Source organism: Achromobacter sp. HZ34 (assembly GCF_002209485.1).
GTDB lineage: Bacteria > Pseudomonadota > Gammaproteobacteria > Burkholderiales > Burkholderiaceae_B > Bordetella_C.
This window is the reverse complement of record NZ_NJIX01000011.1, coordinates 40787-67019: the sequence shown is the minus strand read 5'-3', so window position 1 is coordinate 67019 and position 26233 is coordinate 40787. Positions and strand designations below refer to the sequence as shown.

The following is a 26233-nucleotide window of genomic DNA, read 5'->3' as shown; positions in this document are numbered from 1 at the left end:
GGCGCGGTCGGCGCGGTCGGCGCGGTCGGCGCGGTCGGCGCGGTCGGCGCGGCACGGCGCGGTCGGCGTGGCACGGTGCCGCCGCCCACGGAATGCGGGCCCGAGGGCGGCGCCCGATTGGGTAAGGTTGAAGCGACTTCTATATTCTTTTTAATTATTAAAAAAGACAAAATCATCATTTTTATTCATGTCAAAGCCGGGCTACATTCCCTGCTTCTGTCCAAAACTCCGTCACTTCAGTGACCCTGCACTCGCGTAGTCCGTGAGCAACGGGTCCGACTATCTGCCCCTTCATGTCCGCCAACGCTTCTTCCCTGAACTTCGCCTCGGCCCTGCCGCCCGTGCGCAGCAACCGTGCGCCACTGTGGATCTCCCTGCTGCTCCTGCTGGCCGGCGTCTTCTACTTCAATGACCTGGCCGGCTGGCGCCAGGCCACGCTGTGGATCGTCGGCGCGCTGCTGGGCGTCACGCTGTACCACGCGTCCTTCGGCTTCACCCAGGCCTGGCGCGTCTTCGTTTCCGACCGCCGCGCCGCCGGCCTGCGCGCGCAGATGCTGATGCTGGGCGTCGGCGTGCTGCTGTTCTTCCCCGTCCTGTCGCAAGGCACCCTGTTCGGCCAGCCGGTCGCCGGCCTGGTCTCGCCCGCCGGTGTCTCCGTGCTGCTGGGCGCCTTCCTGTTCGGCATCGGCATGCAGCTGGGCGGCGGCTGCGCCTCCGGCACGCTATTCGCGGTGGGCGGCGGCAACACCCGCATGGTGGTCACGCTGCTGTTCTTCGTGATCGGCTCGGTGGCCGCCACCTACGTCTTCCCGTGGTGGTCGGCCCTGCCCGCCATCAAGCCGACGTCCATGGTGCTGGCGTGGGGCCCCGTGCCCGCCATCGCCGCCAATCTGGCGGTGTTCGCGCTGATCGCCTGGATCGCCACGGTGCTGGAACGCCGCCGCCACGGCGCGGTGATTTCCTCCGCCAGCCGCACCGAGCGCCCCGCCAGCCTGCTGCGCGGCCCCTGGCCCATGATCTGGGGCGGCATCGCCCTGGTCGTGTTGAACTTCGCCACCCTGGCCCTGGCCGGTCGTCCCTGGGGCATCACGTCGGCTTTCGCACTGTGGGGCGCCAAGGCGCTGGCCACGCTGGGCGTCGATGTCGGCAGCTGGACGTACTGGGCCAAGCAGCAGAAGGCCCTGGCCGCACCGGTGGGCATGGATGTGACCACCGTCATGGACATCGGCCTGATGCTGGGTGCCCTGGCGGCCGCCTCCGTCGCCGGCAAGTTCGCGCCGGTGTGGAAGCTGCCGTTGCGCTCGCTGCTGGGAGCCATCGTCGGTGGCCTGCTGCTGGGCTTCGGTGCCCGCATGGCCTACGGCTGCAACATCGGCGCGTACTTCAGCGGCATCATCTCGGGCAGCCTGCATGCGTGGCTGTGGCTGCCGGCCGCCTTCGCGGGCAGCGCCCTGGGCGTGCACCTGCGTCCCCTGTTCGGCCTGAACGTGGAAAAGACCGCCGCGCCCGCCGTCTGCTGATCCCATCGCGATACTGACAACGCCCGCCCATCGTCTCACCGGCGATGGGCGGTTTTCAATTGGGGCCGGGCGAGGATCGCTGCCCTGCGCGCTAGCCCATCGCCCCCGGCGCCGGATAAGAAAAACAGACCTCCAGACCCGCCATATTTACCGCCATCGCTTTCTGGTATGGTTGCCGGCAAATAATTCGCCGCGACGCGCGCCGCGCGCCGGCACGGATACCGGAGATCCGCACATGCACTGGTTGGCGATACGCTTTTCCACCCTGGCCCTGGTCGCGCTGGGCACCGTCATCACCGTGGCCCTCAGCGCCACCGAATCGGCCTGGTGGCTCGTGGCCGCGGTGCCCCTGCTGGCGCTGCTCGCCCTGGGTATCTACGACCTGATCCAGACCCGCCACGCGATCCGCCGCAACTACCCCATCCTGGGCAACCTGCGCTTCCTCTTCGAAGCCATCCGCCCGGAAATCCGCCAGTACTTCCTCGAAGACGACACCCAGGCCGCCCCCTTCTCACGCGCCCAACGCTCCATCGTCTACCAGCGCGCCAAGAAGGAAGTGGACAAACGCCCCTTCGGCACGCAGAAGGACGTCTACGACGATCGCTACGAATGGATCAACCACTCGCTGGCGCCGGCCCATGTAGCCGACAGCGACTTCCGCATCACGGTGGGCGGCCCCGACTGCAAGCAACCCTATTCCCTGTCCGCCTTCAACGTCTCCGCGATGAGCTTCGGCGCCCTGTCCGCCAACGCCGTGCTGGCCTTGAACGAGGGCGCGCGCCTGGGCAACTTCGCCCATGACACCGGCGAAGGCGGCATCAGCAGCTACCACCGCAAGCCGGGCGGCGCCCTGGTCTGGAACATCGGTTCGGGCTACTTCGGCTGCCGCGACGAACAAGGCCATTTCTCCCCCGAAGCATTCATACGCAACGCCTGTACGCCGCAGGTGAAGATGATAGAAATCAAGCTGTCGCAAGGCGCCAAGCCCGGCCATGGCGGCATCCTGCCCGGCGCCAAGGTCACCGCGGAAATCGCCGCCGCACGCGGCGTGGCCATCGGCCAGGACTGCAACTCACCGGCCGGCCACAGCGCCTTCGACAGCCCCATCGGCCTGATGCGCTTCGTCGCCCAACTGCGGCAACTGTCGGAAGGCAAGCCGGTCGGCTTCAAGATGTGCGTGGGCCATCCCTGGGAATGGTTCGCCATCGTCAAGGCCATGCTGGAAACCGGCATCACGCCCGACTTCATCGTGGTCGATGGCGCGGAAGGCGGTACCGGCGCGGCGCCGGTCGAATTCGTCGACCATGTGGGCACGCCCCTGCGCGAAGCCCTGCGCCTGGTCCACAACACCCTGGTGGGCGTGAACCTGCGGGAACGCATCCGCATCGGCGCGTCGGGCAAGATCATCACCGCCTTCGACATGGCCCGCGCCATGGCCATGGGCGCCGACTGGTGCAACTCCGCCCGCGGCTTCATGTTTGCCGTCGGCTGCATCCAGGCCCAGGCCTGCCACACCGACAAGTGCCCGACGGGTGTCACCACCCAGGATCCGCTGCGCCAGCGCGCATTGGTGGTGCCGGACAAGGCGCGCCGCGTGGCCAATTTCCACGACAACACGCTGCACGCACTGGCTGAATTGATCGGCGCCGCCGGCCTGACCCACCCCAGCGAATTGCGGCCGCACCACATCGCGCGCCGTATCTCGCCTTCAGAAGTGCGCCTGCTGTCCTCGCTGTTTCCGGAACTGGCGCCGGGCGAACTGCTGGAAGGCAAGTTCCGCCATCAGGTGTTCGAAATCAATTGGGCCATGGCGCGCGCGGACTCCTTCCAGCCCGCCCGCGACATCACCGCCACCATCGCGCGCGAATCGCAGCCGGAACCCGTACCGGCCTGACGGCGCTGAAGCAGGGCTGCGATTTCAGGAACGCCGCCCCAACTCCCGAAAGCGCTCTCCCAGGAAATCGACGAAGCTGCGTACCCGCGACACCATCTGGTGGCGCGGGTGATACACCGCATAGATGTCCGCCTCGGGCGTCGTGTAGTTCGGCAACACCGGCACCAGGCGGCCGCTGGCCAGATAACGCTGGATATCCCATTCGGCGCGCATGACGATGCCATGGCCATCCAAAGCCCAGCTGACGGCGATTTCGCCATCGTTGGTGGTCAGGTTACCGCGCACTCTGATCGTTTCCGCCCTTGCCGCGTGGCCCGCCCCGCCGGCCTGCTTCGCGCGCGTGCGCCGCGCGGGCGCCAGGCGCCACACGCCATACGCATCGCTGCCCTGCCGGATACCGATGCAGCTGTGCCGCGCCAGGTCCGCCGGCGTCTGCGGCACGCCGTGCTCGCGCAGGTATCTGGGCGAAGCGCACAGCAAGCGCCGATTGGGCGCCAGCAGCCGGGCCACGCAGCGCGCATCGGGCGGAGCGCCGAAACGTACGCAGACATCGAACGCATCGTCCACCAGGGCGGGCGGATCGGCCGACAGCTGCAACTGCACTTCCACCTCGGGATGGCGCTTGCAGTAGTCGGAGATGACCGGCGCCACGTGCATGCGCCCGAATCCCAGGGTGGCGTTGACGCGCAACAGACCGCTGGGGCTGTCCTTGGCGCGGCCCAGCAATTGGCGCAGATCGTCGATCTCGCCCAGGATGGCGCGCGCGCGCTCCAACAGCACCTCACCTTCGGGCGTCACGCCGCTGCGGCGTGTGGTGCGCACCAGCAAAGGCAGCCCCAGCCGGCTCTCCATCAGCGCCAGGCGTTTGCTGACCGCGGCGGTGGTGATGCCCAGGTCACGCGCTGCCGCGCTCAGGCTGCCGGCGGTCGCCACGGCCACGAAAAACCCCAAGTCCGCAGCCTGGATTCCCGCGACATTGTTCATGCATCGCCTCGTTCGATTCACGTTGGACCTGATGTCGACAGTTCGAATACCAACCGCCCGATTGTCAACTTCAGGTTAAAGATGCTTCAACTTTAGCCCTGTCCGTAAACGCCGTCCACAGCACAGAATCGAGGCTGCCCAATCAGCTGGAGAGCGCAACATGAAGACGTACAAGATCGCCACCATCCCCGGCGACGGCATCGGCAAGGAAGTCGTGCCTGCCGGCCGTATCGTGCTGGAAGCGGTGGCCTCGACGCAGCCCGGCCTGCGCTTCGAATTCGAGGATTTCGACTGGGGCGGGGACTACTACCGCAAGCACGGCATGATGATGCCGCAGGACGGCCTGGATGCCCTGCGCGGCAAGGACGCCATCCTGTTCGGCTCGGCCGGCGATGCCAACATTCCCGACCACATCACGCTGTGGGGCCTGCGCCTGAAAATCTGCCAGGGCTTCGACCAGTACGCCAACGTGCGCCCCACGCGCATCCTGCCCGGCATCGACGGTCCCCTGAAGCGCTGCGCGCCGCAAGACCTGGACTGGGTCATCGTGCGCGAGAACTCCGAGGGCGAGTACTCGGGCGTGGGCGGCCGCGTGCATCAAGGCCAACCCATCGAAGCCGCCACCGACGTCTCCATGATGACGCGGGTCGGCGTCGAACGCATCCTGCGCTTTGCCTTCCGCCTGGCCCAGTCGCGCCCGCGCAAGCAGTTGACGGTCATCACCAAGTCCAACGCCCAGCGCCATGCCATGGTGATGTGGGACGAGATCGCGGCCCAGGTCGCGGTTGAATTCCCGGATGTCCGCTGGGACAAGGAACTGGTCGACGCCGCCACGGCACGCATGGTCAATCGCCCTCGCACGCTGGACACCATCGTCGCCACCAACCTGCACGCCGACATCCTCAGCGACCTGGCGGCGGCCTTGGCCGGCAGCCTGGGCATCGCGCCCACCGGCAACATCGATCCCGAACGCCGTTATCCCTCGATGTTCGAACCCATCCATGGATCGGCCTTCGACATCATGGGCAAGGGCTGGGCCAATCCCGTCGGCACATTCTGGTCGGTGGTGATGCTGCTTGAACATCTGGGCGAAGCGGCCGCCGCGCAACGTGTGATGGCCGCCATCGAAGCGGTGACTGCCAATCCTGCCCTGCACACCCGCGACCTAGGCGGCCAGGCCGGCACCGACGACGTCACGCGCGCGGTTTGCGAGCACCTGGCGCGGCATGACGCCGCGCGCGCCGCCTAGCGGTCCCACGGCGATCCGCAGCACGGCCTGCCACCCACGGCGCCCATCCGGAAAATACCGGAGGCGCCACCCGACAAAAAAGAGGAGACAACGATGCGCCCATCCCTATCCCTATCCCGGTTTCTGCTGCGCCCCCTATCCCTGTTGTGCTCCCTGCAGCGCCCCCTGCCGCGGGGCATTGGCGCGTTCGCGCTGCTGAGCGCCGGCCTGGCCGTCAGCGCCACCGTCAGCCCCACCGCCAGCGCGGCGGACTGGCCCAGCCACCCGATCACCCTGGTGGTGCCCTTCCCCACCGGTGGTACCACCGACGTGCTGGCCCGCGCCCTGGGCGACCAGTTGTCCAGAAACCTCGGCCAACCGGTCATCGTCGAGAACCGGCCCGGCGCCGGGGCCACGATAGGGGCGGACTACGTTACCAAGGCGAAACCGGATGGCTACACATTGCTGATGGGCGCCGTCCATCACACCATCGCCACCAGCGTCTATAAATCCCTGGGCTACGATTTCCAGAAAGACCTGGCGCCCATCGCTCCCATCGCCATGGTGCCCAATGTCTTGACCATCAACCCGGCCTACACGCCGGCGCACAACGTGGCGGAATTGGTGACGCTGGCCAAGCAGGCGCCCAAGGGCCTGACCTATGGGTCCAATGGCTATGGCACCGCTCAGCATCTGATCGGCACGCAATTCCAGGCCGCCACCGGCGCGCCGCTGCTGCACGTGCCCTACAAGGGCAGCGGTCCATTGACCACCGATCTGCTGGGCGGCCAGGTGGCCATGTCCTTCGATACCATCACCACCGTGCTGCCTCACATCAAGGCCGGCAAGCTGCGCGCCCTGGCCGTGACCACCGCGCGGCGCAGCGACGCCCTGCCCGACGTGCCGACGCTGGCCGAAGCGGGCCTGCCCGGTTTCGACATCGGCACCTGGTTCGGCGTGTTCGCGCCGGCCGCGACGCCCCAACCCGTCCTGGCGCGCCTGAGCAGCGAAGTGGAGAAAGTCACCGCCTCGCCCGAGTTCAAGCAACGCATGGTGGCCGCGGGTGCCGAACAGATGAACGAAACACCTGCACAGTTCGGCCAGCGCATCGCCGAGGAAACCCGCAAATTCGCCAAGTTGGTGAAGGAAGGCAACGTCAGGGTGGAATGAACCAAGAGGCGGGTGGCGGAGCGGGTCGCGGGCGAGTGATCCGGACGGTTCAGGCGACGGGTCCCGCGTGATGAGGAAGGTCGATGCCCATTGGGGGCATAGGCCTTGCTGGAGTAGAGCCATCCCGGCCCTCGCGCCGGCCCTTCAATCACCGTGGCATCGCGCCGCAGGAAGGCTCACATGGCAACCCGCAAAACCAATTTCCAGGCTGATCCCGACACCGACAACGACGCACAGGACAACGAGGAGGAGTTCTACGAGGACGATGCCGTCGGCGTCGTCGATCCCCTGGACACGGCGGACATCTCCGACGCCGACAGCGGCATGCCGCCGGGACATGGCAATCGCGCGCTGGGCCCGGGCGACTCTTCGGACTCAGGCAGCGACCTGGGTCCCAATGCGCCCGATACCGACACCGACTCCGTCGGCACGGGCGAGCGTTCCGACGTCGAGAACGACCAGGGCGACTTCCCCGCCCGTGACATCGGCATGGACCGGGTAGTCGGTGACGACCGCGCCGGGCTGTCCCACTCCCGGCCCGATCCCGTACGCAACGGCGGCAAAGAAAAGTAAGGCCCGCTTGCCTCGGTGGGCGCTGGACGCGACAACCGAGGCAAGCGCGGTCGGATCACGCTACGGGGACGCAGTCCTGGCGATAAAAGGGCGCGAGACATCGATAGTCTCACGCCCTTTTATTCATGCAGGTATTTCATCACGCCGCTTGCTGCGCCGCCTCCAGCTGCTTCAGCAATTCCCGGTTGAACGCCGGAATGTCGTCAGGCTTGCGGCTGCTGATCAAGTTCTTGTCGACCACCACTTCCTTGTCTTCCCAGGTGGCGCCCGCATTGCGCAGGTCATCCTGCAGGGACGGCCAGCTCGTCATGGTACGGCCACGCACCAGGTCCGCGGAAATGAGCAGCCAGCCACCGTGGCAGATGACGGCGGTCGGCTTGCCGGCCTCCTGCATACGCTTGACGAAGTCCCGCGCCTTGGGATGTACGCGGATCTCGTCCGCGTTGACCACGCCGCCCGGCAGCACCACCGCGGCGAAATGGACCGGATCGGCCTCGGCGAACGTCAGGTCGACATCCACCTGCTCGCCTTTGTCCGTGTGTTGGAACCCCTGGATCTTGCCCGTCTTCGCCGAGACCACCACCGCGCGCGCGCCGGCCGCCTGCAGCGCCTTGCGCGGCTCCAGCAGCTCGGCCTGTTCGAAACCGTCCACCGCCAGGATGGCGACGGATAGACCCTTCAATGATTCAGCCATGCTTCACCTCCGTTGTAATGCTCCGCCGTGCGTGCCATGGCAAGGCGGATGGAGGCAGCTCAATAGCAAGCCGGATGCCCCGGTCGAGCGGGCGAGGAAACAGTCACTGCGTTGTCCTTATGAGAGGGCGGCGATACGCAAACGGGGCGGCCCCAAGGCCGCCCCGCAATGCGCATTGACTATGCAGACCTGCTAAGCGCCTACTTCGACTCGCTCAATGCGGCCTCGCCCTTGCCGCCGCCATCCGACACTTTGGGGAAATGCCCGGCGGCTGCATATTCCTCCAGCCGGTTATAGAGCGTCTTCAGGCTGATGCCGAGGATTTCGGCGGCATGCTTCTTGACCCCGCCGCACTGTTCCAGCGTGGCGAAGATCAGCTGACGATCCGCATCGGCCAGCGGCACTCCCACCGGGACGGTGATCTGCGTACCAACGGTCGCCCTCTCGGACGTCGCCATCTGCAGCGGTACGACATTGGCGCGGATTTCATTGTCATCGGCCAGGATGAAAGCGCGATGCACGTAGTTCTTCAGTTCGCGCACATTGCCCGGCCAGGCATGCCGGCGCATGGCTTCCACGGTGCCCGGTGTGAATTTCTTGTCCGCGCCGCGGTCCTTGTTGAGGATGTCCAGATAGCGCTGGGCAATCAGCAAGACGTCATCGCCCCGCTCGCGCAAGGCCGGCAGCTCCAGCGGGAACACGTTGAGGCGGTGATAAAGATCCTCGCGCAGCTTGCCGTCGGCCACCGCTTCTTCCGGATTACGGTTGGTCGCGGCCACCACACGCACGTCGCTGGCGATCTCCCGGTTGGTCCCCACCCGCATGAACAGGCCGGTTTCCAGCACCCGCAGCAACTTCACCTGCAGGTCGACCGGCATTTCGGTGATCTCGTCCAGGAACAGCGTGCCGCCGGCCGCCCGTTCGAAATAGCCCTTGTGCTGCCTATCGGCGCCGGTAAAGCTGCCGCGCTCGTGGCCGAACATTTCGCTTTCGATCAGGTTGGGCGAGATGGCGCCGCAATTGACGGGCAGGAAAGGCCCCTTGCGCCGCGCGCTCAACTCATGGATTGCCTGCGCCGCCAATTCCTTGCCGGTGCCGCTATCGCCCATCAACAGGACGGTGGCCTCGGTAGGCGCCACCTTGGCGATCTGTTTATAGAGCAGCTTCATCGGCTCGGACCGGCCCAGCATCTTGCCGAAGCGGCCGTCTTCCTCGAAGGGGCCGCCCCAGGGCGACAGATCCGCATTGCGCGGCATACGGCCCAGCACCATTTTCAGGCGCTGGATATTCACCGGCTTGAGCAGGTAGTCGATAGCGCCAAGACGCAGGGCGTCCACCGCGCTTTCCACGCTGGCATGGCCCGTGATGAAGACAACGTCCACATTGGGCGAGCTGAGCGCCTGGAAAATGTCCAGGCCAGTACCATCCGGAAGCTGCAGATCGGACAGCACCAGATCCGGCGCCTGCCGCAAAATCTGAATCTTCGCTTCACGCAAGTCACTGGCCTGCGCAACGGTGAAACCCTCGTCTTTGACGATTTCCGCCAATGCGGTACGCACTGGCGACTCATCATCGACGATCAAAACATGTGGCATGCGCAATATTTCCCGGGAGTACGATCTTTTTTATCCCCGGATGCGCGCGTCTTCCTGTCCGCACGCATCGGGATTACCATTCGACATTCTAGCCGGTCATCGTGTAGGGTCACCGTATTGATAAAAAGGTGCCATGGACGTGACGTGGCAAAAGCTTATCTTGGGGTCTCCCGAAAAATCGTAATCAATTTGTACAGATGGCTAAGAATTTCATCTGCTTTCAAGTGCTTGCAATGGCAGGTATTCTTGATGAGTACGATGATCAAAGACAGTTCGCCTCAGCGCAGGCGTACAAGCACCCAAGAAAGGTAAGACCTCATGCCCAGCCCCTCATCGACGCGCAGGAACGCGTCGCGCGTCGATCGCCTGCCCGTTCCCGAACCCACCGCCATGGGCCGCTGTCCCACGATGCAGCATCTGGCCCAGCAGATCATCAAGGTTGCCACCACCGAAGCCAGTGTCCTGGTCGTGGGCGAAAGCGGCTGTGGCAAGGAACTGGTGGCACGCGCCATCCATGCGGGCAGCCAGCGTTCCGAACAGCCGTTCGTTCCCGTCAACTGTGGCGCCATTCCGCCGTCCCTGATCGAGGCCGAACTGTTCGGTCATGAGAAAGGCAGCTTCACGGGCGCGGTCGCCCAGAACATCGGTTATTTTGAACATGCCACCGGCGGCACACTGTTCCTTGACGAAGTCACGGAAATGCCCCTCGACATGCAAGTGCAGTTGCTGCGCGTACTGGAAACGGGCGTTTTCCACCGGGTCGGCGGTCTGCACCCCGTCAAGGTCGACGTCCGCATCGTCGCTGCCACCAACCGGGATCCCTACGCGGCGGTGGAACAGGGCCTGTTCCGGGAAGACCTGCTCTATCGCCTGGCCGTGGTGCCCCTGCGAGTGCCGCCGCTGCGCGAGCGGATCGAGGACGTTCCCTACCTGGCCCAGCGTTTCCTGGATGGATTCAATACCGCCGAAGGCACCGCCAAGGTATTTGCCGCGGGCAGCCTGGACGCCCTCAGCGCCTATGACTGGCCGGGTAATGTGCGGGAATTGAAGAACACCGTGCACCGCGCCTTTATCATGGCCGACAACGAAGTGGAGATTCCCACGCTGGCCGCCGCGCGCAAGCCGACGAAGGTGTCCGGGATTGCCACAGGCACCGTGCAGATGGCTGTCGGCACGTCCCTGATGCAGGCCCAGCAGGATCTGATCCTTGCCACCCTGGCCCATCACCAGGGCGACAAGCGCAGGACGGCGCGAACGCTGGGTATCAGCCTGAAGACGCTGTATAACCGCCTGGGCAATTACGAAGCGGCCGCGCCCCAGGGCTGATCGGCGCAGCGGCAACGGTCAATCGAAGACTTGCTGTACATGGCCCGTGGCGGGCAGCGCCGCGGCCGAGGTAGCGTCTGCGGCGGCCGTGGCCGTGCCGCCTTGCAGCGCCGCCCATTCCGCGTCCGCGCAAGCAGGCCAATTGTCCTTGTCGAAGCCGCGCGCCTGCCGCAACTTTTCCAGGTCGAGTTCCAGCAGGAAACACTTCCTGTCCGTATCCAGCGTCAGGGCATGCCAGGGAATCGCGAACAGCTTGTCGCCGATGCCCATGACGCCGCCCCGCTCCAGTACTGCATAGGCGATGCGCCCGCTGGGCACGTCCAGCATGATGTCCTGCAGCACACCCAGCTTTTCGCCGGACAGGTTGAGGACATCATTGCCTTCCAGGGTCTGCGCCGCCATGACAGCCGGGCCGGGCCCGCTGGCCGAGCGCTTGCCCGATCCCACGATACGGTTGACTTCCGGCACCCCCACCGCCACCGCCTCGCGCGGGGCATCGGTCGAGGTCAAAGCCGTTCCTTGAGCCCCGTTTTCAGTCTGGTCAATTGACATGGCGAGCTCCTGCTCGTGATGGAAATGCCGCGCCCGCCGCGGCTTTGTCGGCCTGGCCTGCCAGGTTTTTCTGCACTTCTTACACGGACCCGGTAATTCCGCCAGCCCCGGGCCGCAAGTTTAGTGCCCGAAACGCCCCGGCCCGTGCCGCCGCAGCATTTGTCACATCCTGCACAGCAAGCATTGGCGCGGCTCTGCAGGGAGTCGCCAAAAAAATCCAGAGGCCTTTTGAAAATTGGCATGGACTTTGCTTTCATCTGTTTATGAATGGGCGAAACCGTTTTTCACCCTACCCGCTTTACGGAGACAGCAATTGGCACAAGCCACTTACGAGTTGAGGGCACGGCAGCAGACCAGCCTGACCCCCCGCTTGCAGCAATCCGTGAAACTGCTGCAAATGTCCGCGCTAGAGTTCACGCACGAGATCCAGCAAGCGCTGGCGACCAACCCCTTCCTGGAAGAAGTGGAAGACGACGGCCCTGCCCTGGCGGACGCGCAGCAGGCCAATGAAGTCGACCACGGCATCAACGCGGAAGCCCTGACCAGCGCCCCTCCCATGGAGGAACTGGATAGCTCCGGGGCCACGGCAACCGAAATCCCCGCCGAGTCGGTGACTGAATTGCCCGAGCTGCCGGACGCGCAAGCCGAATATTCCGGCGACTACCCGGCCGCCCGTGGCACCGGCGATGGCGAGTCCGATGTCGGCCAATGGGCCCGCAGCGTACTCGACCTGCGCGACCATCTGAGCAATGAACTGTGCAGCTACCGCCTGGCGGAGCGCGACCGCATGCTGGCCGCCTATGTCATCGAGGGTCTGGACGAAGATGGCTATCTGCGTACCGATCTGGACGAACTGGCCGGTGAAGACGCCTTCGATCCGCCGCCGGAACCCGAAGAATGGGAAACGGCGCTGAAGCTGGTGCAGCAGCTGGACGTGCCCGGCATCGCCGCGCGCAACCTGGCCGAATGCCTGACCTTGCAGCTGCAGGCATTGCCGCAAGAAACCGAGAACCGCGAACTGGCCCTGCACATCGTTTCCAGCGAACTGGAGCGCCTGGGCAAGCATGACTTCTCCGGCCTGGGCCGCAGTTGCCAATGCAGCGACGATGACCTGCGCGCCGCCTGCGCACTGATCCGCAGCCTGGATCCCCGTCCCGGCCTGCGCTACGCCAAGCCGGACTCCAGCTACATCGTGCCGGACGTGACGGTGCAGAAGTTCAATGGCCAATGGATCGTCACGCCCAATCGCTCTTCGATGCCGCGCGCGCGGCTGCATCGTGCCTACGCGGACCTGTTCCGCACCGCACGCTATAGCGACCGCTCGCCGATGGCGCAGGAACTGCAGGAAGCACGTTGGCTGATCCGCAACGTCGAGCAACGCTACAGCACCATCCAGCGTGTCGCCGAAGCCATCGTGCTACGCCAGCAGACCTTTTTCGAATACGGGGAAATCGCCCTGCGGCCGCTGATGCTGCGCGAGATCGCCGACGAGCTGGAGATACACGAATCGACCGTCTCGCGCGCCACCAGCAACAAATACATGGCGACGCCGCGCGGCATCTTCGAGTTCAAGCACTTCTTCTCGCGCGAACTCAACACCGATACCGGCGGCAGCTGCTCGGCCGCGGCGGTGCGCGCGCTGATCAAGGAAATGATCGATGGGGAAGACGGCAATTCGCCCTTGTCCGATGTCGACCTGGCGCAGAAGCTGGGCGAACAGGGTGTGGTCGTGGCCCGTCGTACGGTGTCGAAGTATCGTGGCCAGTTGAAGTATCCGCCCGCGGAAATGCGCAGGGAATATTGATGGATTGGTGTTGATGTGATGCGAAGAAGAAGGGGCGCCGGATTATCCGGCGCCCCTTCTCTTTGAGCCTTTGTTCCTGGAGCGGCATTCGATACATCAGCGCGGGAAGGATTACCCGATCCCGCGCCGATGAATGTCCGCGATCCGCTTACTTGTTGCCGGTGTTGGGATACGGGGCCTTGCCGCCTTGGGTGGGCGTCACGTTGCTGTTGCCCATGTCCGAAGGCTGGCGCGGCTTGCCATTTTCATTCTTCAGGTCGCTATGCGACGTATCGCGGTCGACCGGTTGCGTGGCGGTCGGCTTGCCCGAATAAGGCGCGGGGGCCGGCGTTCCAGGGGGCACCTTGGAGTTGTTGGGCGGCGTGGCCGTCGTGTCGTTAGGCGTGGTCGACGGCGTGGTGGGTTGAGCCATGGCGGCACCCGAGGCGCATGCAGTGGCCAGAAGCAAGACGGAAACAAGACGGCTGGTTTTCATGAAGTATCTCCCTACTTGGTTGACCTGAAAGGACTTGATGATTGGATCATCAGGTGCAGGGCATACAGCAAACAGCGTACCCACAACGCTGCCGCGCACATTCAAGCGCTGCGTGAACCGTCTTGCAGCAACGCTTATGTCTGGCCATGGACATGCTCACACGGCCATCGCACATGCATGGGCATACCGGTTGCTAATGCTTAGATTGAGCTCGGCAATACGCCGGGCTGTCGATGAGCCATGGCGTATCGGCATGTATGCCCGAACGCCATGCATGAGAAATAAACAGGAGAAGCGCATGAACATCATCAAACCCACTCTTGCCGGCGCATTGCTCGGCTTGTCCGCGCTGTCTTTCGCTGTACAGGCGCAAACCGTGATGACGCCGCAAGAGATCGACACCCAATACAAGGCCGACCAGAAGCGTTGCGACGCGCTCAAGGGCAATGACAAGGATGTGTGCCAGCAGCAGGCCAAGGCCACGCGCGATAATGCCAAGGTCGATGCCAAGCAGGCCAAGGAACAGGCCGAGTCGCGCCACGACGCAACCAAGGAAAAGCGCGACAACGATTACAAGGTCGCCAAGGAAAAATGCGACACCATGTCGGGCAATGCCAAGGATGCCTGCATGGCTGATGCGAAGACGCGCTACGGCAAGTAAGCCACGCGCGCTCAGAGCCAGCGTTCGAACAAACGCGAAAAGGCTTCCATGAAGCGTTCGTCGAAGCCCCGCTGGCTCCATTCTTCCTTGCTGATAGGCGTGGCGTCGGCCACGTCCCGCTTGAACAGAGCCTCCATCTCGCCACCGAATTCCGGCCCCAGGATGACGGCATTCAATTCGTAATTCAGCGCGAAGCTGCGCCAGTCCATATTGCTTGAACCCACCGTGGACCACACGCCATCGATCACCGCGGTCTTGGCGTGCAGCATGGCGTCGCGCCGCTCGTAAAGATGCGCACCCGCATCCAGCAGCGGCGTGTAATAGGACCTGCCCGCGTGCCAGACCAGCGATGAATCGCTGAAGCCCGGCAACACCATGCCCACATCCACCCCGCGCCGCGCCGCCTCGGTCAAGGCCTGCACGAACGCGGGATCGGGCACGAAGTAGGCCATGGTGATATGGATGGAACGTTGCGCGCTCTTGATCGCGGAAATCAAGGTCAGGTACAGCGTGTAGCCATCCTTGTCGCCAGGCCGGTTGGCGACGATGCGCATCGCGGTAGGCCCCGTGGGCGTGGCACGCGGATAGAACTCGCGCGCGTCCAGCGGCGGCCCGTGCTGTTCAGCCCAGCCCTGCTGCATGACGCGTTCGATCTCACCGACCGCCGGCCCTTCCACGCGGATATGCGTGTCGCGCCATGGCGCGGTGGCGGCGTCCGGCGTACTGCCGTCGGGCTTCACATCATCGGATTTGGCGTCGCCAGGCTTGACCCCATCGGCCTTGACATCGGTGGCCTTGGACCCACCAGAGAACGACAGCGCCGACCCGGCGCTGCCGCCGTGCGATGGCGCAGACGCATACACAGCGCTGATATTGATCCCGCCCAGGAAGCCGACCTTGCCGTCCACCACCAGCAGCTTGCGATGGTCGCGGTTATTGGGCGCCCAACCAGCCTTGGCGCGCGCGGGATTGACAGGGTTGAACACGACCACCTGCACACCGGCGTCGCGCATGCGCTTGAACAGCGCGTCCGGTGTTCCCAGGGTGCCCACACCATCGACCATCAAGGCGACCGCCACGCCCTCCGCGCGCTTGGCGATGAAGGCGTCGGCAAACATGCGCCCTACTTCGTCGTCGTCGAAGATATAGCTTTCCATGTGGATGAACTGCCGCGCGGCGCGTATGTCGCGCAGCATCGCGTCATACGTGCGTGGTCCGTCCGTCAGCAGGGTGACCCGGTTGCCTATCATCAGCGGCGCGCCGCTGATGGCTTCCTCCACCTGCAGGTGACGTGCAAGGAAATCGCCGTCCGCGGTAGCGGCGGGCTTCTGCGCGTCCAGCTTCTTGACGATGTCCTGCCCGCGGTTGTAATTCGACCACCCTGAATCGGTGGCGAACCGCTTCTGGCTTACGGACCCGCCCAAATGGTCGGTGTCGGGCACGCTGGCGCAACCACCCAGCATTCCCACCACCGTGACCGCCACGCCCAGCCAGCGCGCCAGCCATCGCATACTCGTACTCCTTTCCTGCGGCATGCAAAAGCCCCGCCATCATGCGGGGCTGCTGTCGCGGTTAATTATTTTTTCTGAACCTGCTTGATACCCTGCTTGTTTTCCTGCTGCTTGCCCTGTCCACCGCCGGCGTCCGGCTGGCTTTCATCCTCCGAGGGGGTAAAACCAAAATCGCGGTTTTCGTACTTGCCCTGGTCGTAGTCGCCTTTGTATCCGCCCTGCTCGCCTTTTTGGAAACCCTCGTGAGACGCGGCGTCGTCCCATTGCTCCTGCCGGTCGAGTTCATGCGACACCCGTGCCGGCCCTTCGCGTTCGGTCTGGTTGCGCGTGCGCTCAGGCGTCTCCGCGCTGCCCTTGGTATTACCCGTGGCGGGAATCTTGTGCTCGTCGTTGTGTGTGGCGGTCATGCTAGCCTCCCTTGGCCTTGATCAGTCGGAAGTCCCGGTTCGTGACGGAACTCCCTTGAGATGTAACGGCGGTCGCCGCGGGCCCCCACCCCTGCCAACGCGCTTTGCGGCGCGGCACGCCAACGCCCCCGGCGTCGGACAACAGCTGGGCCCCCTGTAACTCCTCGCCCGCCTCTGCCAGTACAGCCACCAGGGCCACCCGGCGGGGGCGGCCCAGCCAATTGCGATGCAGAACCGAGAAAATCGCGGCGGCGCCCGCACCCAGCAGTGCGCCCAGTGCGGCAACCCCTATGCCTATGGCCCCAGGGACGTCCATATACATGGCGCTGGCCGTGCCCAGCGCGGCGCCGACAGCGGCCATGATGGCCGTCTGCAGCACAGCGGCCCGGGCGGCATGGCGCATGACCGCCAGGTATTTCGCGTCGCCGTCCACATCGAAGATGTGGACGGCGTCCTCACGAAAACCTTCGGTCAATAACGCGTGCATGGCGCTCTCGGCAGCCTCTACGCTTTCGAAACCCGCGACGATGATGGACGACATATTGGACAGATCCGGCGCCCCGGACATGGGGCGCGCGTGCCGCGTCAGCGGCGGTCGCTCGAAGACAGGCAGGCGCCCACCAGCAGGCCTACCAGGGCGGCCACGCCAATCGACTTCCAGGCATTTTCGTGGACATACTGGTCCGTCACCTCGGAAGCGCGGCGAGCGCGTTCCGCCGCGGTCTGCTCCCATTCCCCGGCCACGCCGCGGGCAACTTCCAGCTGCTGGCGCAGACGCTTGCGGGAACGTTCGACCTCTTCGCCCGTGTAGGAGGCGGTCGAGCGCAGCAAATCTTCCGTACCGGCCACCAGTTCCCGGAAGCTGGCTGCGACCTTGTCCTTGTTGGCGGCGATTTCGGCAGAATATGAATTCGTTCTCATGGCGACTCCTTGAAGGATTCCCCGCACCCCAAAAAGTGGAAATGCGGCGACGGGCCGCTAAGCCCGTCTGACACCATTATTGTGGCGGCGCCGTGTTAGCGCTTTGTTTGTGATTCGCAACCAGCGGTAAAGCGCTATTTCATCGTGCACGGCGCAAAGCGGAACAGGGTATTGTCCTGAAGTCGTCGGTATCGGCGCGGCCTGGAATCGGTATCCGGCCTCCCCAGCCGGCGGCGGGCATGAAGGTTGCTATTGCAATTGCTAATGCAGGACACCCACCCCCGAGGGCAGACCAATGTACAACCCGTCTTACTCGCCGCACGTTCCCGCCCATAACACTTACATCAAGACCGTCCCTTCCCCGCGCTTCCATCAACTGCATTCTGAAGACAATGACGCGGTTCGGGCCGAGATAGAACAGGGCCTGAGGGCCGACCGCCCTACCATCAGTCCCAAATACCTGTACGACGAACTGGGCTCCAACCTGTTCACGGCGATCACCCAGCTGCCGGAGTACTACCCCACTCGCTGCGAACGCGAAATCGTCGAGCGCCATGCTGCCGAGATATCCCGCCATGTGGGTCCCGTACGCACCCTTGTCGATCTGGGCGCGGGCGACTGCGTCAAGGCCGAGCGGCTGTTCCCTTATCTGGCGCCGGCGCAGTATGTGCCGGTGGACATCTCCGTCGACTATTTGCGCCAGGCAGTCGATCGCCTGGGTGCCCGCTACACGGATATGGATCTGGTTGCCGTCGGCACCGATTTCTTTGAAACGCTGAACCTGCCGCCCGACGTGGGCGAAGTGGAGCGATTGTTCTTCTACCCGGGCTCCAGCATCGGCAACCTGGCGCCGGACCATGCGGCGTCCCTGTTGAGCCGTATCCGCCGTGCCTGTGTCGGTGGCGGCCTGTTGATCGGCGTCGACCTCGTCAAGCCACGGGCTCTGTTGGAACCGGCCTATGACGACGCCCTGGGCGTCACTGCCGCGTTCAACTTGAACATGTTGCGCCATGCCAACCGCATCATCGATGCGGACTTCGACGTCGCGCAGTGGTCACATGTCGCTTTCTACAATGAAGCCAAGTCGCGCATCGAAATGCATCTTCAGGCCGAAGCCGACCTGACGGTGACGTGGCCGCGCGGCCAGCGCAGCTTCGCCCGTGGCGAGCGGATCCACACGGAGAATTCATACAAGTACTACCCGTCCACATTCAAGGCCATGCTGGAACGGGCGGGTTTCCACAACGTGCGCTATTGGACTGACGAAAGGGAGTGGTTTGCCCTGTTCGGCGCGCGTGGCTGAATTTTGCTCAACGGGCTTGTTGAACAAAGTTTTTCCGTGCTAGAATCTCGTTCTTTCCTGAGGCACACTCTGGATCGCAACTAAGCCGTCACGGCGCAAGCAAGGTGATGGAAACGGGCGATACTGACGGGCCGCAGCGAAATGGCGCATTAGCTCAGCCGGTTAGAGCGACGGAATCATAATCCGCAGGTCCCCTGTTCGAATCAGGGATGCGCCACCAAGTATTTGAAACGGCCCGCAGAGATGCGGGCCGTTTTGCTTTGGGCGTTGGCTGAGAGCGTCTATCTTGGGCCTTCGGTTTCAGGCATTCACACCGCGAACACTGCGCTGCTGCGCAAGAGTGGTGACGTTGCCGACAGGTGGTGGGCGTGATTGCCTGCTTCGCGTACGAAGCCCTTGATGCTCACGATTTCGGGATCGGCGCCAGCCGGCCAGGCGAAGCGTGTAGTCGGGGAGTCCTCGTACCAGCGCACTTCCTTCTTTTCATCGGCGACCTGCAGATAGAAGGCGAATTCGACCTGCGCCGCGGACCACTTCCACGGCACGGCAATGCGGCCGACCAGTTCGTCGCCTTCGCGCCAGGCCATCACGGTCAGCGCCGGATCTACGGCAACTGGTGGCGCAATGACAGGCGCGGGGGATGCCGCGGTACTCACATCAGGGGAAGTCGGGATAGTGGAATTCACGATAGGCTCCGCAGTGGTTGAGGGGTCGCTGAAAGTGATGCCAAAAAGATCGCCCAGGGCATTTTCGACGTAATCGGGAAAGTGCTCGCCAAGCTCGTTGTGCTGCTCATAATTCCCGACGTGCAGATCGACATCGCCACCCCGCTTCCTGACGTGGTGCAGATAAGGCAGCACATGGCGTCGGTAGTGGTGATCGCCCTCCCCCACATGGATGCGGCAATCGACATCCTTGGCCAAAGGCAGATCGAACATCAATCGGTTGAGCCAGTCCAATGCCGCCGCGCCGCTCTTGCCGGGACACATGTAGTCAGCCAGGCGCCAGCCATTGGCGACATCCTGGTGCAGCAGGAAATAACCTATCCGCGTCTGGGGGGCGCCCGCCAGGACACGGCCATAACCGAGCCGGTGCGCCACATATAGCGCGGTCGTTCCACCCTTCGATGAACCCATGAAGACCACCTTGCGCTTGTCGATGCCAAGCCTGCATCGCACACTTTCCAGCAGAGCGCACACCGCATCACCGAGCCGCACGTCCCCACCCGACGCAATCAGGTAAGACCCCTGAGGGCCGAAATCATCCAGCAAGAACAGGCGGTTGACCGGCGCGCCCCGCAGCAGCTTCAGATAGTTGATCCGGTAGTCGAACTTACCCGCCATGGCAGGCAGCACCACGCACAGGACATCGCTTTGCGCCTGGGTCTCCAGGCGATACTGGATGGGCCAGTCCCCCGGCAAGGTTTCGAATGGCAGGACGATTCCCGTAGCGGAACGGCGCGGGAATACAAAAGTGGTCGTGCAGCGCCACGACGACATATTTCCCATCGCCACGCGCAGCGTCGACCCGTCAACGCTGGTCTCGACGGTGGTGTCCGTCTGGATGCAAATCTTCGCCACCTTGGTGCTGCCTTGCAGCAGATGGACTTCCCGGCCAACGATGACGGCGGCAAGCCCGGACGCCAGGCGCCACACAAGAGACATCCCGGGCCGGTCCTGCGGGCCGTCCCCCGGACCGCCCCTCAAGTCCTCACCCTTCACCACATCCTCGATCGTGACCACCGGCAGCGCCCGGCTGACTGTAACGGTGCGTCGATGTTCGACCCCGCCATGGCGGTGGCTGATGCCGCTTGCCTGGACGGACTCCTCGGTTTCGCGAGGCTCATCTATCGTGATCGAACCGGCGGCGTCAGCGCCGACCGCCGGGGCGTCGATGACCAGGGAACTGCGGCCCGCCGCGGAAACCGCCACCGCTGCCTCGGCCAACTCGACGCCGGCCTCGTCCACGCTCCCGCTCTCGTGGATTATCCAGACGCCCGCATACAGAGACACCGACAAGTCGCCAGGCATACCCTGGTCGGTCGGCGCGCCCGCGAGCACCGCATAGGTCTGCTGCTTCGGATTCCTGGTGTTATTTCTCAAGACAGCATGCAGGCTCATGCGATTTCCCTGGACTGAAGTTCGGGGGCGGCGCCGGAACAGCTATCCGGAATCGGGTCCGGAAATGGTAGCGGTTTTGACCAGTGCGCAGCCTGCCGCGCGGCTCGTGCTTACACGCATGTTTCGGTCTAGTACAAAAAGAGGCATCCAGGAATCAGCCCGCGCGCACCACGAAACCGCGCGTGAAGAGGTTTATTTATCAGGGCAAACCCGAAAAAAACGCCGCCGTTCTGGATTATCTCGGCCGCCTGACCTTACATGCGGACACGCATTATTGACGACAAAAGGATTATTTGTATTGGACTAGAGACATTATATCCGTGGCATTTTTATTTCACGCCAGGGTCATAAAACGCGGCCACGATCACCCCCAGGACAGAAGTGCCGAAGGCAATTTTCACCAGCAAGCTCAGCTCGATATTGGTCAAGGTATGAGGCAGGTACTGGTTCACGAACGGCCCGGCAAACCATAGGCGCAAGCCCTGCGGAAACAAAACGATGGCGGCCACGATAATGATTCGTCCGACCCACACCAGCCCATGCGGCCAGGCCTGGCGCCGCAGCCAGGCTCCGCACAGCCATGCCAGCACCGTGCCGGAGATCAGGCTCCAGATCCCCGTGCTCAAGGCAGCCCCAAGGGTGCCTGTCATGCTCATCACAACCCACGCTCCAGTCTTTTGGAATTTTTCTCATTATCACCGAGCACAGGGCCGGCGCCGGGACTGGGCGGTCGCGCCCGCCCATAAGGGTGGCGCGTTCGGTCATGACGTTGTAAAAAAGCAGCGACGGCCGCTGTCGGCGCCTCGCAGTGGTGCATGGAGTGGCTTGCAAGCCATAAAAAAAGCCCCGACGATGGCGGGGCTTCCCTCACTTCAGCTGCCCGGAGAGCCGCCGAAGTTGGTCATCAGCAGCTTACTGCGGCTGAATTTTGGTAGCTTGCGGGCCCTTGGGACCGTTAGCAACGACATAGCTGACGCGCTGGTTCTCTTCCAGGGAGCGGAAACCCGCACCTTGGATTTCGGAGAAGTGCGCAAACAGATCCTTGCCACCCGCATCCGGGGTAATGAAGCCGTAACCCTTTTCAGAGTTGAACCACTTAACGATGCCGGTTTCTTCCATACCGTCGTGTCCTTGCATAAATAGGGCAATTCAAAGCCCGGGATAGGAGCGCATTCAAGCAAGGGAACATGACAATAGGGAGACCGGGAAGAACTCGACAACTGTACAAATACCGCGCGCTTGAAAACCTCGACGACACTATGAGACTGTCGCTGGTTTAAGTCAAAAACATTTTAGCGGAAAATCGCTTTAATTGAAACTGGATGCTACAAAGCTCGGAAAACTAAAGGTCACACTTACTGTGCGTTGCACTTGCACGCGCTTATAACGGCACGTTTGACGAATATTTCTCTACACGCTCCGGTAATGCTGCTTATTTTTTAAGCAATACAGCATACGGGGTATGCAAATCTACCCAGGTGAACCCATGGAAATTATCAGCACCCACCGCCAGAACATTGTCGGCGGCATCGCCATGCACACTACGCTCGACGGCGAGCCGATACGCACTTATGCCGTGGTCAGCGCGCCCGACCTGAATGCCATCGCGCAGATCGTGCCGCCCGAGGAAGTGGAAGCCGGCGGCGAAATCCACGCTACCGCGGTCACTGACGTGGACAGCGCTGAAAGCCAGGTGCTCGACGTGCTCGACAACCTCAATCCCAACGACATCGCCGTGTTCCTGTGTGCCAACGAGGCCGCCTATGCCGCTGCCCTGGCCTTGCTCGCCCTCAGCGACGAGCAGGATGGCGGCCTGCACTGAAGTCGCCGCAATGACGGGCACGCTCCTTGCATCTACCCGGCTGAACGGTCAGCGGCGACCGTATTTGCATAAGGAGACCGACATGCGCGGCATTCTGCTTTGGCTACTGGGCATTCCCATTCCCGTGATTATCCTGCTGTGGCTTTTCCATGTGATCTGACAGCCTGGCACTAATCGCCGCCTTCCGGCAAACGAAAAAAAGCCACGCTCTGCGTGGCTTTTTTTCTTCCCCAAGAACTGTATCGATACTTCGGTGCCGCGGCCCGGCAAACCGGATGACAGCCTCCAAGCGCTGCCATCCTGCCGGATTTAAACCCTCTGCACCCCTTCTCCCTCGGCCTGCGGCACTTTGTAAATACGCTTTTCGGCGATGCGGGCAGGGGTTTCCGTATAAATGAAACGCGGGCGTGCACCGGTTTGCACGGGTGCCAGACGGAAACCCATGTCCATGCCCCAACGGTCGGTTTCGCGCACCCACTGCGTGTGGCAGCAGGAGCAGCGATAACGGTCTTCCCGGTGGTTTTCGCGATGCTTCTCCGTGGGACGCACGAAGCCCTCGTGCACCAGGCTGGGATGGGCTTGCAGCCCGGAAGTCGCAACGGCAATGCTCTGGCAAGGCAGGCACATCATGGCACTCATATTATTCTCCATGTATTGAGGTAGGTATAAACGGAAGCGGCAGCTCGCCTCCGTCCGCAGCGCTAAGAAGACGGAAAAACGGAAAACAGAGAATCAATTCAAATCGTCGGGAGTCAGGACTTCCAGCACGGCCCGGCCGTCGTCGATACTTTCCCCGACGGACGCGAAACACACTGGCGACACGATGAAGCGGATCGACGGCGGCGCGCAGCGCCGGTCTTCCACCTGGATACGCCAGTTGTATTTCCCGTTCTCGGCTGGATCGACCAGCAAGGTGGCTCCCCACCCATTCGAATTTTTTGCAAAAACTTCCATTGCGTTTCGCAGTTGCTGTGGATGGTGACCAATAGCAAGTAGCGTGCCTGACCCAGTCCGCGGGGTCGATTTGCTTCTTTCCCCTATGGGAAGCGGCTCCTGGACCGGATGGATTGGGGATTTTGTCGCCATCCCGGGCAGGTCTGGGGCTATGGAAATAGATACAAAGCCGTGTGTACGAGTAACCCGATTTTTCCCATCGCACTTAGGTAGGGGGAGGTTTTTTTGGGGGGAGGCCCCCCAAGCCACCATTCTCGGGCTAGCGCCCATGGCTGGCGTCGTGCAAATCCGGGAGACCTGGGCAGCGCGATCTGGCGTGGTGGCGAAGAACGTCGCGCCTGGGCTGAAAACGTACAAAGGTGGCAGCCGCCCCGGCATTCCAATGCAAAACACCCCGAGGGTCGGAGTTACATCCGACTCTCGGGGTGCTGTTGGTAACTTGCGTGCTGTTGCCGGCGCGTTGCCGGTCAACATTGTCCGGTCAGGCGCGGATAACCCCGCTGCCGCTGTCCGGCCGCAGGTTTACTTGATCGCGCGGGCCAGGTCGGCGGCCAGGCCGATATACGACCGGGGGGTCATCGCCAGCAGGCGCGCCTTGGGCTCTTCCGGCAGGGCCAGGCCCTGGATGAACTCGCGCAGTGCGCTTTCCGTGATGCCCTTGCCGCGCGTCAGCGCCTTGAGCTGCTCGTAGGGCTGCGGCAGGCCATAACGGCGCATGACCGTCTGCACCGGCTCGGCCAGCACTTCCCAGGCACCGTCGATATCGCCGTCGATGGCGGCCGTGTTGACCTCCAGCTTGTCCAGGCCGCGCAGGCAGGCATCCCAGGCCACCATGCAATAGCCGAAGGCCACGCCCAGGTTGCGCAGGACCGTGGAGTCGGTCAGGTCACGCTGCCAGCGCGACACCGGCAGCTTGTCCGACAGATGGCGCAGGGTGGCATTGGCCAGGCCCAGATTGCCTTCCGAGTTCTCGAAGTCGATCGGGTTGACCTTGTGCGGCATGGTCGACGAACCGACCTCGCCTTCCTTCAGGCGCTGCTTGAAATACCCCAGGGCGACATAGCCCCAGATGTCGCGGTTCAGGTCCAGGATGATGACGTTGGCGCGCGCCACGGCGTCGAACAGGGCAGCCATCCAGTCATGTGGCTCGATCTGGATGGTGTGGCGGTTCTGCGTCAGCCCCAGGCCCTGCAGCACGCGCTGGCTGAATGCCTCCCAGTCGACTTCCGGATAGGCCGACAGGTGCGCGTTGTAGTTGCCGACGGCGCCATTGAGCTTGGCCAGCGGCTGCACGGCGGCCACGGCATCGATGGCGCGCAGCAGACGAGCGGCGACGTTGGCGAACTCCTTGCCAAGGGTGGTGGGGCTGGCCGGCTGGCCGTGAGTGCGCGACAGCATGGGCTGGTCGGCATGGGCCTGGGCCATCGCCGTCAGCTTGGCGGCCACTTTTTTCAGCGTCGGCAGCAATACGTTGTTGCATGCGCGCGACAACATGAGCGCATGCGAGGTGTTGTTGATATCTTCCGAGGTGCACGCGAAATGAATGAATTCCGCGGCGCTGGAGAGTTCGACGTGATCCGCCACCTTTTCTTTCAACCAATATTCGACGGCTTTGACGTCGTGGTTGGTGACGCGCTCGATTTCCTTGATGCGCGCGGCGTCAGCCTCGCTGAAATCGGCCACCAGTTGGTTCAACCGGGCCCGGGCCTCGTCGGAAAACCGGGGCAGCTCTGGCAGGCCGGCATCGGCCAGCGCCACCAGCCAGGCCACTTCGACCTCGACGCGATGCGCCATGAAGCCCGCCTCCGACAACAGGCCACGCAAAGCGTCGCCGCGCGAGGCGTAACGGCCGTCGAGCGGCGAAAGAGCGTTGAGTTGGCTGAGTGTGGGAGCGATATGCATGAGATAGGGCTGAAAGAGAAGAAACCGTTGAAAAGCGACGCGATTTTATCATCCGCGGCCGCGCCGGCCGAGGCAGGCCACCCCCGCCCCCGCCCCGCCGCGCGCCGGCGCGGCACTCACCCCCCCAATCGTTACCGCGGCATCCTGCTATACTGCGGCCGCTTTCCGACTATGACAGTGACACCATGAAACTTATCGGTTCTCATACCAGCCCTTACGTACGTAAAGTACGTGTTGTCATGGCGGAGAAAAAACTCGATTACCGGATGGATGTCGAGAACGTCTGGTCGCCCGACACCAAGATCCAGCAATTCAACCCGCTAGGGAAAGTGCCCTGCCTGGTCATGGAAGACGGCGGCGCGCTGTTCGACTCGCGCGTGATCGTCGAATACCTGGACACCCTGTCGCCGGTTGCCCGGCTGATCCCGCAGTCCGGCCGCGACCGCGCCGCCGTGAAGTGCTGGGAAGCCATCGCCGATGGCGTGCTGGATGCCTGTGTGGCCATCGTCAAGGAAAAGCAGCGCCCCGAGGCGCAGCAAAGCCCCGACTGGATCAGCCGCCAGTACTCCAAGATCCACGCCAGCCTGGACGCCATGGACAAGAGCCTGGGCGAACATGCGCATTGCATGGGGATCAATTACAGCCTGGCCGACGTTGCCGTCGGTTGTGCCCTCGGTTACCTGGAACTGCGCTTCCCCACGCTCGACTGGCGCGAAGGCCACGCCAACCTGACGCGCCTGTACGAGAAGCTGATGACGCGCAATTCGTTCATCGACACGGTCCCGCCTGCTGCCTGAGCCAGGCCGGGAACAAGAAA

28 protein-coding genes and 1 tRNA gene are annotated in these 26233 nt (G+C 63.3%); 14 read left to right on the top strand and 15 right to left on the bottom strand.

Annotation, left to right across the window (positions count from 1 at the left end; all coding sequences use genetic code 11):
• From CEY05_RS31355 to CEY05_RS30325, 3 genes are all read left to right on the top strand, one after another.
• The coding region (locus CEY05_RS31355) for a hypothetical protein (protein ID WP_158219462.1) at positions 1 to 243 on the top strand (243 nt) is incomplete at its 5' end.
• Between the two features lie 50 nt (positions 244 to 293).
• Entirely contained in the window at positions 294 to 1520 is a 1227-nt protein-coding gene (locus tag CEY05_RS30330; protein ID WP_088601144.1) for a YeeE/YedE family protein, read from the top strand.
• 235 nt (positions 1521 to 1755) lie between these two features.
• Positions 1756 to 3414 carry an FMN-binding glutamate synthase family protein gene (locus tag CEY05_RS30325; protein ID WP_088601145.1) on the top strand — a complete coding sequence of 553 codons (1659 nt, stop codon included), beginning with the start codon at positions 1756 to 1758 and terminating at the stop codon, positions 3412 to 3414.
• A 24-nt stretch (positions 3415 to 3438) separates the two neighbouring features.
• Here CEY05_RS30325 and CEY05_RS30320 read toward each other — a convergent pair whose 3' ends face one another.
• On the bottom strand, positions 3439 to 4398 hold the full coding sequence (locus CEY05_RS30320; RefSeq protein WP_088601146.1) for a LysR family transcriptional regulator: 960 nt from the start codon (positions 4396 to 4398) through the stop codon (positions 3439 to 3441).
• Between the two features lie 160 nt (positions 4399 to 4558).
• On the opposite strand from CEY05_RS30320, the gene CEY05_RS30315 reads away from it, so the two are divergent.
• From CEY05_RS30315 to CEY05_RS31905, 3 genes are all read left to right on the top strand, one after another.
• Positions 4559 to 5647 carry a tartrate dehydrogenase gene (locus CEY05_RS30315; RefSeq protein ID WP_088601147.1) on the top strand — a complete coding sequence of 363 codons (1089 nt, stop codon included), beginning with the start codon at positions 4559 to 4561 and terminating at the stop codon, positions 5645 to 5647.
• 93 nt (positions 5648 to 5740) lie between these two features.
• Positions 5741 to 6796 (top strand): tripartite tricarboxylate transporter substrate binding protein, encoded by a 1056-nt coding sequence (locus tag CEY05_RS30310; protein ID WP_088601148.1) that lies wholly within the window; start codon positions 5741 to 5743, stop codon positions 6794 to 6796.
• A gap of 180 nt (positions 6797 to 6976) precedes the next feature.
• The gene (locus CEY05_RS31905) at positions 6977 to 7369 is read left to right on the top strand and encodes a hypothetical protein (RefSeq protein ID WP_233161783.1); all 393 of its coding nucleotides are present in this window, start codon (positions 6977 to 6979) and stop codon (positions 7367 to 7369) included.
• A gap of 139 nt (positions 7370 to 7508) precedes the next feature.
• Here the strand turns inward: CEY05_RS31905 and CEY05_RS30300 are convergent, their stop codons facing one another.
• Positions 7509 to 8063, bottom strand: a complete 555-nt coding sequence (locus CEY05_RS30300; protein WP_088601149.1) for a type 1 glutamine amidotransferase domain-containing protein — start codon at positions 8061 to 8063, stop codon at positions 7509 to 7511.
• 200 nt (positions 8064 to 8263) lie between these two features.
• Complete coding sequence (locus CEY05_RS30295; RefSeq protein WP_088601150.1) at positions 8264 to 9658, bottom strand: sigma-54 dependent transcriptional regulator; 1395 nt, start codon at positions 9656 to 9658, stop codon at positions 8264 to 8266.
• Positions 9659 to 9976: 318 nt separating this feature from the next.
• On the opposite strand from CEY05_RS30295, the gene CEY05_RS30290 reads away from it, so the two are divergent.
• Complete coding sequence (locus CEY05_RS30290; RefSeq protein WP_088601151.1) at positions 9977 to 10984, top strand: sigma-54-dependent Fis family transcriptional regulator; 1008 nt, start codon at positions 9977 to 9979, stop codon at positions 10982 to 10984.
• 18 nt (positions 10985 to 11002) lie between these two features.
• On the opposite strand, the gene CEY05_RS30285 is transcribed toward CEY05_RS30290, so the two are convergent.
• Positions 11003 to 11536, bottom strand: a complete 534-nt coding sequence (locus CEY05_RS30285) for a PRC-barrel domain-containing protein (protein WP_088601152.1) — start codon at positions 11534 to 11536, stop codon at positions 11003 to 11005.
• A 313-nt stretch (positions 11537 to 11849) separates the two neighbouring features.
• Here CEY05_RS30285 and CEY05_RS30280 point away from each other — a divergent pair, with 313 nt between their 5' ends.
• Positions 11850 to 13340: an RNA polymerase factor sigma-54 gene (locus CEY05_RS30280; RefSeq protein WP_088601153.1), complete on the top strand. Its 1491-nt coding sequence runs from the start codon at positions 11850 to 11852 to the stop codon at positions 13338 to 13340.
• 148 nt (positions 13341 to 13488) lie between these two features.
• On the opposite strand, the gene CEY05_RS30275 is transcribed toward CEY05_RS30280, so the two are convergent.
• The gene (locus tag CEY05_RS30275) at positions 13489 to 13815 is read right to left on the bottom strand and encodes a hypothetical protein (protein WP_088601154.1); all 327 of its coding nucleotides are present in this window, start codon (positions 13813 to 13815) and stop codon (positions 13489 to 13491) included.
• Between the two features lie 298 nt (positions 13816 to 14113).
• Here CEY05_RS30275 and CEY05_RS30270 point away from each other — a divergent pair, with 298 nt between their 5' ends.
• Complete coding sequence (locus tag CEY05_RS30270) at positions 14114 to 14476, top strand: hypothetical protein (protein WP_088601155.1); 363 nt, start codon at positions 14114 to 14116, stop codon at positions 14474 to 14476.
• Positions 14477 to 14487: 11 nt separating this feature from the next.
• Here CEY05_RS30270 and CEY05_RS30265 read toward each other — a convergent pair whose 3' ends face one another.
• From CEY05_RS30265 to CEY05_RS30250, 4 genes are all read right to left on the bottom strand, one after another.
• Positions 14488 to 15987 carry a phosphatidylserine/phosphatidylglycerophosphate/cardiolipin synthase family protein gene (locus CEY05_RS30265; protein WP_088601156.1) on the bottom strand — a complete coding sequence of 500 codons (1500 nt, stop codon included), beginning with the start codon at positions 15985 to 15987 and terminating at the stop codon, positions 14488 to 14490.
• A 65-nt stretch (positions 15988 to 16052) separates the two neighbouring features.
• Entirely contained in the window at positions 16053 to 16394 is a 342-nt protein-coding gene (locus tag CEY05_RS30260) for a hypothetical protein (RefSeq protein WP_088601157.1), read from the bottom strand.
• Between the two features lies 1 nt (position 16395).
• Complete coding sequence (locus CEY05_RS30255) at positions 16396 to 16962, bottom strand: hypothetical protein (RefSeq protein WP_088601158.1); 567 nt, start codon at positions 16960 to 16962, stop codon at positions 16396 to 16398.
• A 17-nt stretch (positions 16963 to 16979) separates the two neighbouring features.
• The gene (locus CEY05_RS30250; protein WP_088601159.1) at positions 16980 to 17315 is read right to left on the bottom strand and encodes a YqjD family protein; all 336 of its coding nucleotides are present in this window, start codon (positions 17313 to 17315) and stop codon (positions 16980 to 16982) included.
• A gap of 295 nt (positions 17316 to 17610) precedes the next feature.
• On the opposite strand from CEY05_RS30250, the gene egtD reads away from it, so the two are divergent.
• On the top strand, positions 17611 to 18618 hold the full coding sequence (egtD, locus tag CEY05_RS30245) for an L-histidine N(alpha)-methyltransferase (protein ID WP_088601160.1): 1008 nt from the start codon (positions 17611 to 17613) through the stop codon (positions 18616 to 18618).
• A gap of 143 nt (positions 18619 to 18761) precedes the next feature.
• Positions 18762 to 18838, top strand: a tRNA-Met gene (locus tag CEY05_RS30240).
• An 88-nt stretch (positions 18839 to 18926) separates the two neighbouring features.
• Here CEY05_RS30240 and CEY05_RS30235 read toward each other — a convergent pair.
• From CEY05_RS30235 to CEY05_RS30225, 3 genes are all read right to left on the bottom strand, one after another.
• A complete protein-coding gene (locus tag CEY05_RS30235; protein WP_088601161.1) occupies positions 18927 to 20738 on the bottom strand; it encodes a hypothetical protein in 1812 nt (603 codons plus the stop codon).
• Positions 20739 to 21067: 329 nt separating this feature from the next.
• On the bottom strand, positions 21068 to 21394 hold the full coding sequence (locus CEY05_RS30230; protein ID WP_088601162.1) for a hypothetical protein: 327 nt from the start codon (positions 21392 to 21394) through the stop codon (positions 21068 to 21070).
• A gap of 256 nt (positions 21395 to 21650) precedes the next feature.
• The gene (locus CEY05_RS30225; RefSeq protein WP_198952958.1) at positions 21651 to 21857 is read right to left on the bottom strand and encodes a cold-shock protein; all 207 of its coding nucleotides are present in this window, start codon (positions 21855 to 21857) and stop codon (positions 21651 to 21653) included.
• 367 nt (positions 21858 to 22224) lie between these two features.
• Here CEY05_RS30225 and CEY05_RS30220 point away from each other — a divergent pair, with 367 nt between their 5' ends.
• Together CEY05_RS30220 and CEY05_RS31350 are read left to right on the top strand one after the other, a co-directional pair.
• On the top strand, positions 22225 to 22560 hold the full coding sequence (locus CEY05_RS30220) for a hypothetical protein (RefSeq protein WP_088601214.1): 336 nt from the start codon (positions 22225 to 22227) through the stop codon (positions 22558 to 22560).
• Between the two features lie 10 nt (positions 22561 to 22570).
• Positions 22571 to 22720, top strand: a complete 150-nt coding sequence (locus tag CEY05_RS31350) for a hypothetical protein (RefSeq protein WP_158219461.1) — start codon at positions 22571 to 22573, stop codon at positions 22718 to 22720.
• A 149-nt stretch (positions 22721 to 22869) separates the two neighbouring features.
• Here CEY05_RS31350 and CEY05_RS30215 read toward each other — a convergent pair whose 3' ends face one another.
• The 3 genes from CEY05_RS30215 to purB form a co-directional block, all read right to left on the bottom strand.
• A complete protein-coding gene (locus CEY05_RS30215; protein WP_233161782.1) occupies positions 22870 to 23199 on the bottom strand; it encodes a hypothetical protein in 330 nt (109 codons plus the stop codon).
• Positions 23200 to 23292: 93 nt separating this feature from the next.
• The gene (locus CEY05_RS30210; protein ID WP_088601164.1) at positions 23293 to 23472 is read right to left on the bottom strand and encodes a hypothetical protein; all 180 of its coding nucleotides are present in this window, start codon (positions 23470 to 23472) and stop codon (positions 23293 to 23295) included.
• Positions 23473 to 24036: 564 nt separating this feature from the next.
• Positions 24037 to 25416: an adenylosuccinate lyase gene (gene purB, locus CEY05_RS30205; RefSeq protein ID WP_088601165.1), complete on the bottom strand. Its 1380-nt coding sequence runs from the start codon at positions 25414 to 25416 to the stop codon at positions 24037 to 24039.
• Positions 25417 to 25601: 185 nt separating this feature from the next.
• Here purB and CEY05_RS30200 point away from each other — a divergent pair, with 185 nt between their 5' ends.
• Entirely contained in the window at positions 25602 to 26213 is a 612-nt protein-coding gene (locus CEY05_RS30200; RefSeq protein ID WP_088601166.1) for a glutathione S-transferase, read from the top strand.
• Positions 26214 to 26233: the final 20 nt, after the last annotated feature.

Coding starts and splice junctions, on each gene's coding strand:
- CEY05_RS30330 (WP_088601144.1), top strand. CDS start 294: ATGTCCGCCAACGCTTCTTCCCTGAACTTCGCCTCGGCCCTGCCGCCC.
- CEY05_RS30325 (WP_088601145.1), top strand. CDS start 1,756: ATGCACTGGTTGGCGATACGCTTTTCCACCCTGGCCCTGGTCGCGCTG.
- CEY05_RS30320 (WP_088601146.1), bottom strand. CDS start 4,398: ATGAACAATGTCGCGGGAATCCAGGCTGCGGACTTGGGGTTTTTCGTG.
- CEY05_RS30315 (WP_088601147.1), top strand. CDS start 4,559: ATGAAGACGTACAAGATCGCCACCATCCCCGGCGACGGCATCGGCAAG.
- CEY05_RS30310 (WP_088601148.1), top strand. CDS start 5,741: ATGCGCCCATCCCTATCCCTATCCCGGTTTCTGCTGCGCCCCCTATCC.
- CEY05_RS31905 (WP_233161783.1), top strand. CDS start 6,977: ATGGCAACCCGCAAAACCAATTTCCAGGCTGATCCCGACACCGACAAC.
- CEY05_RS30300 (WP_088601149.1), bottom strand. CDS start 8,063: ATGGCTGAATCATTGAAGGGTCTATCCGTCGCCATCCTGGCGGTGGAC.
- CEY05_RS30295 (WP_088601150.1), bottom strand. CDS start 9,658: ATGCCACATGTTTTGATCGTCGATGATGAGTCGCCAGTGCGTACCGCA.
- CEY05_RS30290 (WP_088601151.1), top strand. CDS start 9,977: ATGCCCAGCCCCTCATCGACGCGCAGGAACGCGTCGCGCGTCGATCGC.
- CEY05_RS30285 (WP_088601152.1), bottom strand. CDS start 11,536: ATGTCAATTGACCAGACTGAAAACGGGGCTCAAGGAACGGCTTTGACC.
- CEY05_RS30275 (WP_088601154.1), bottom strand. CDS start 13,815: ATGAAAACCAGCCGTCTTGTTTCCGTCTTGCTTCTGGCCACTGCATGC.
- CEY05_RS30270 (WP_088601155.1), top strand. CDS start 14,114: ATGAACATCATCAAACCCACTCTTGCCGGCGCATTGCTCGGCTTGTCC.
- CEY05_RS30265 (WP_088601156.1), bottom strand. CDS start 15,987: ATGCGATGGCTGGCGCGCTGGCTGGGCGTGGCGGTCACGGTGGTGGGA.
- CEY05_RS30260 (WP_088601157.1), bottom strand. CDS start 16,394: ATGACCGCCACACACAACGACGAGCACAAGATTCCCGCCACGGGTAAT.
- CEY05_RS30255 (WP_088601158.1), bottom strand. CDS start 16,962: ATGTCCGGGGCGCCGGATCTGTCCAATATGTCGTCCATCATCGTCGCG.
- CEY05_RS30250 (WP_088601159.1), bottom strand. CDS start 17,315: ATGAGAACGAATTCATATTCTGCCGAAATCGCCGCCAACAAGGACAAG.
- egtD (WP_088601160.1), top strand. CDS start 17,611: ATGTACAACCCGTCTTACTCGCCGCACGTTCCCGCCCATAACACTTAC.
- CEY05_RS30235 (WP_088601161.1), bottom strand. CDS start 20,738: ATGAGCCTGCATGCTGTCTTGAGAAATAACACCAGGAATCCGAAGCAG.
- CEY05_RS30230 (WP_088601162.1), bottom strand. CDS start 21,394: ATGAGCATGACAGGCACCCTTGGGGCTGCCTTGAGCACGGGGATCTGG.
- CEY05_RS30225 (WP_198952958.1), bottom strand. CDS start 21,857: ATGGAAGAAACCGGCATCGTTAAGTGGTTCAACTCTGAAAAGGGTTAC.
- CEY05_RS30220 (WP_088601214.1), top strand. CDS start 22,225: ATGGAAATTATCAGCACCCACCGCCAGAACATTGTCGGCGGCATCGCC.
- CEY05_RS31350 (WP_158219461.1), top strand. CDS start 22,571: ATGACGGGCACGCTCCTTGCATCTACCCGGCTGAACGGTCAGCGGCGA.
- CEY05_RS30215 (WP_233161782.1), bottom strand. CDS start 23,199: ATGAGTGCCATGATGTGCCTGCCTTGCCAGAGCATTGCCGTTGCGACT.
- purB (WP_088601165.1), bottom strand. CDS start 25,416: ATGCATATCGCTCCCACACTCAGCCAACTCAACGCTCTTTCGCCGCTC.
- CEY05_RS30200 (WP_088601166.1), top strand. CDS start 25,602: ATGAAACTTATCGGTTCTCATACCAGCCCTTACGTACGTAAAGTACGT.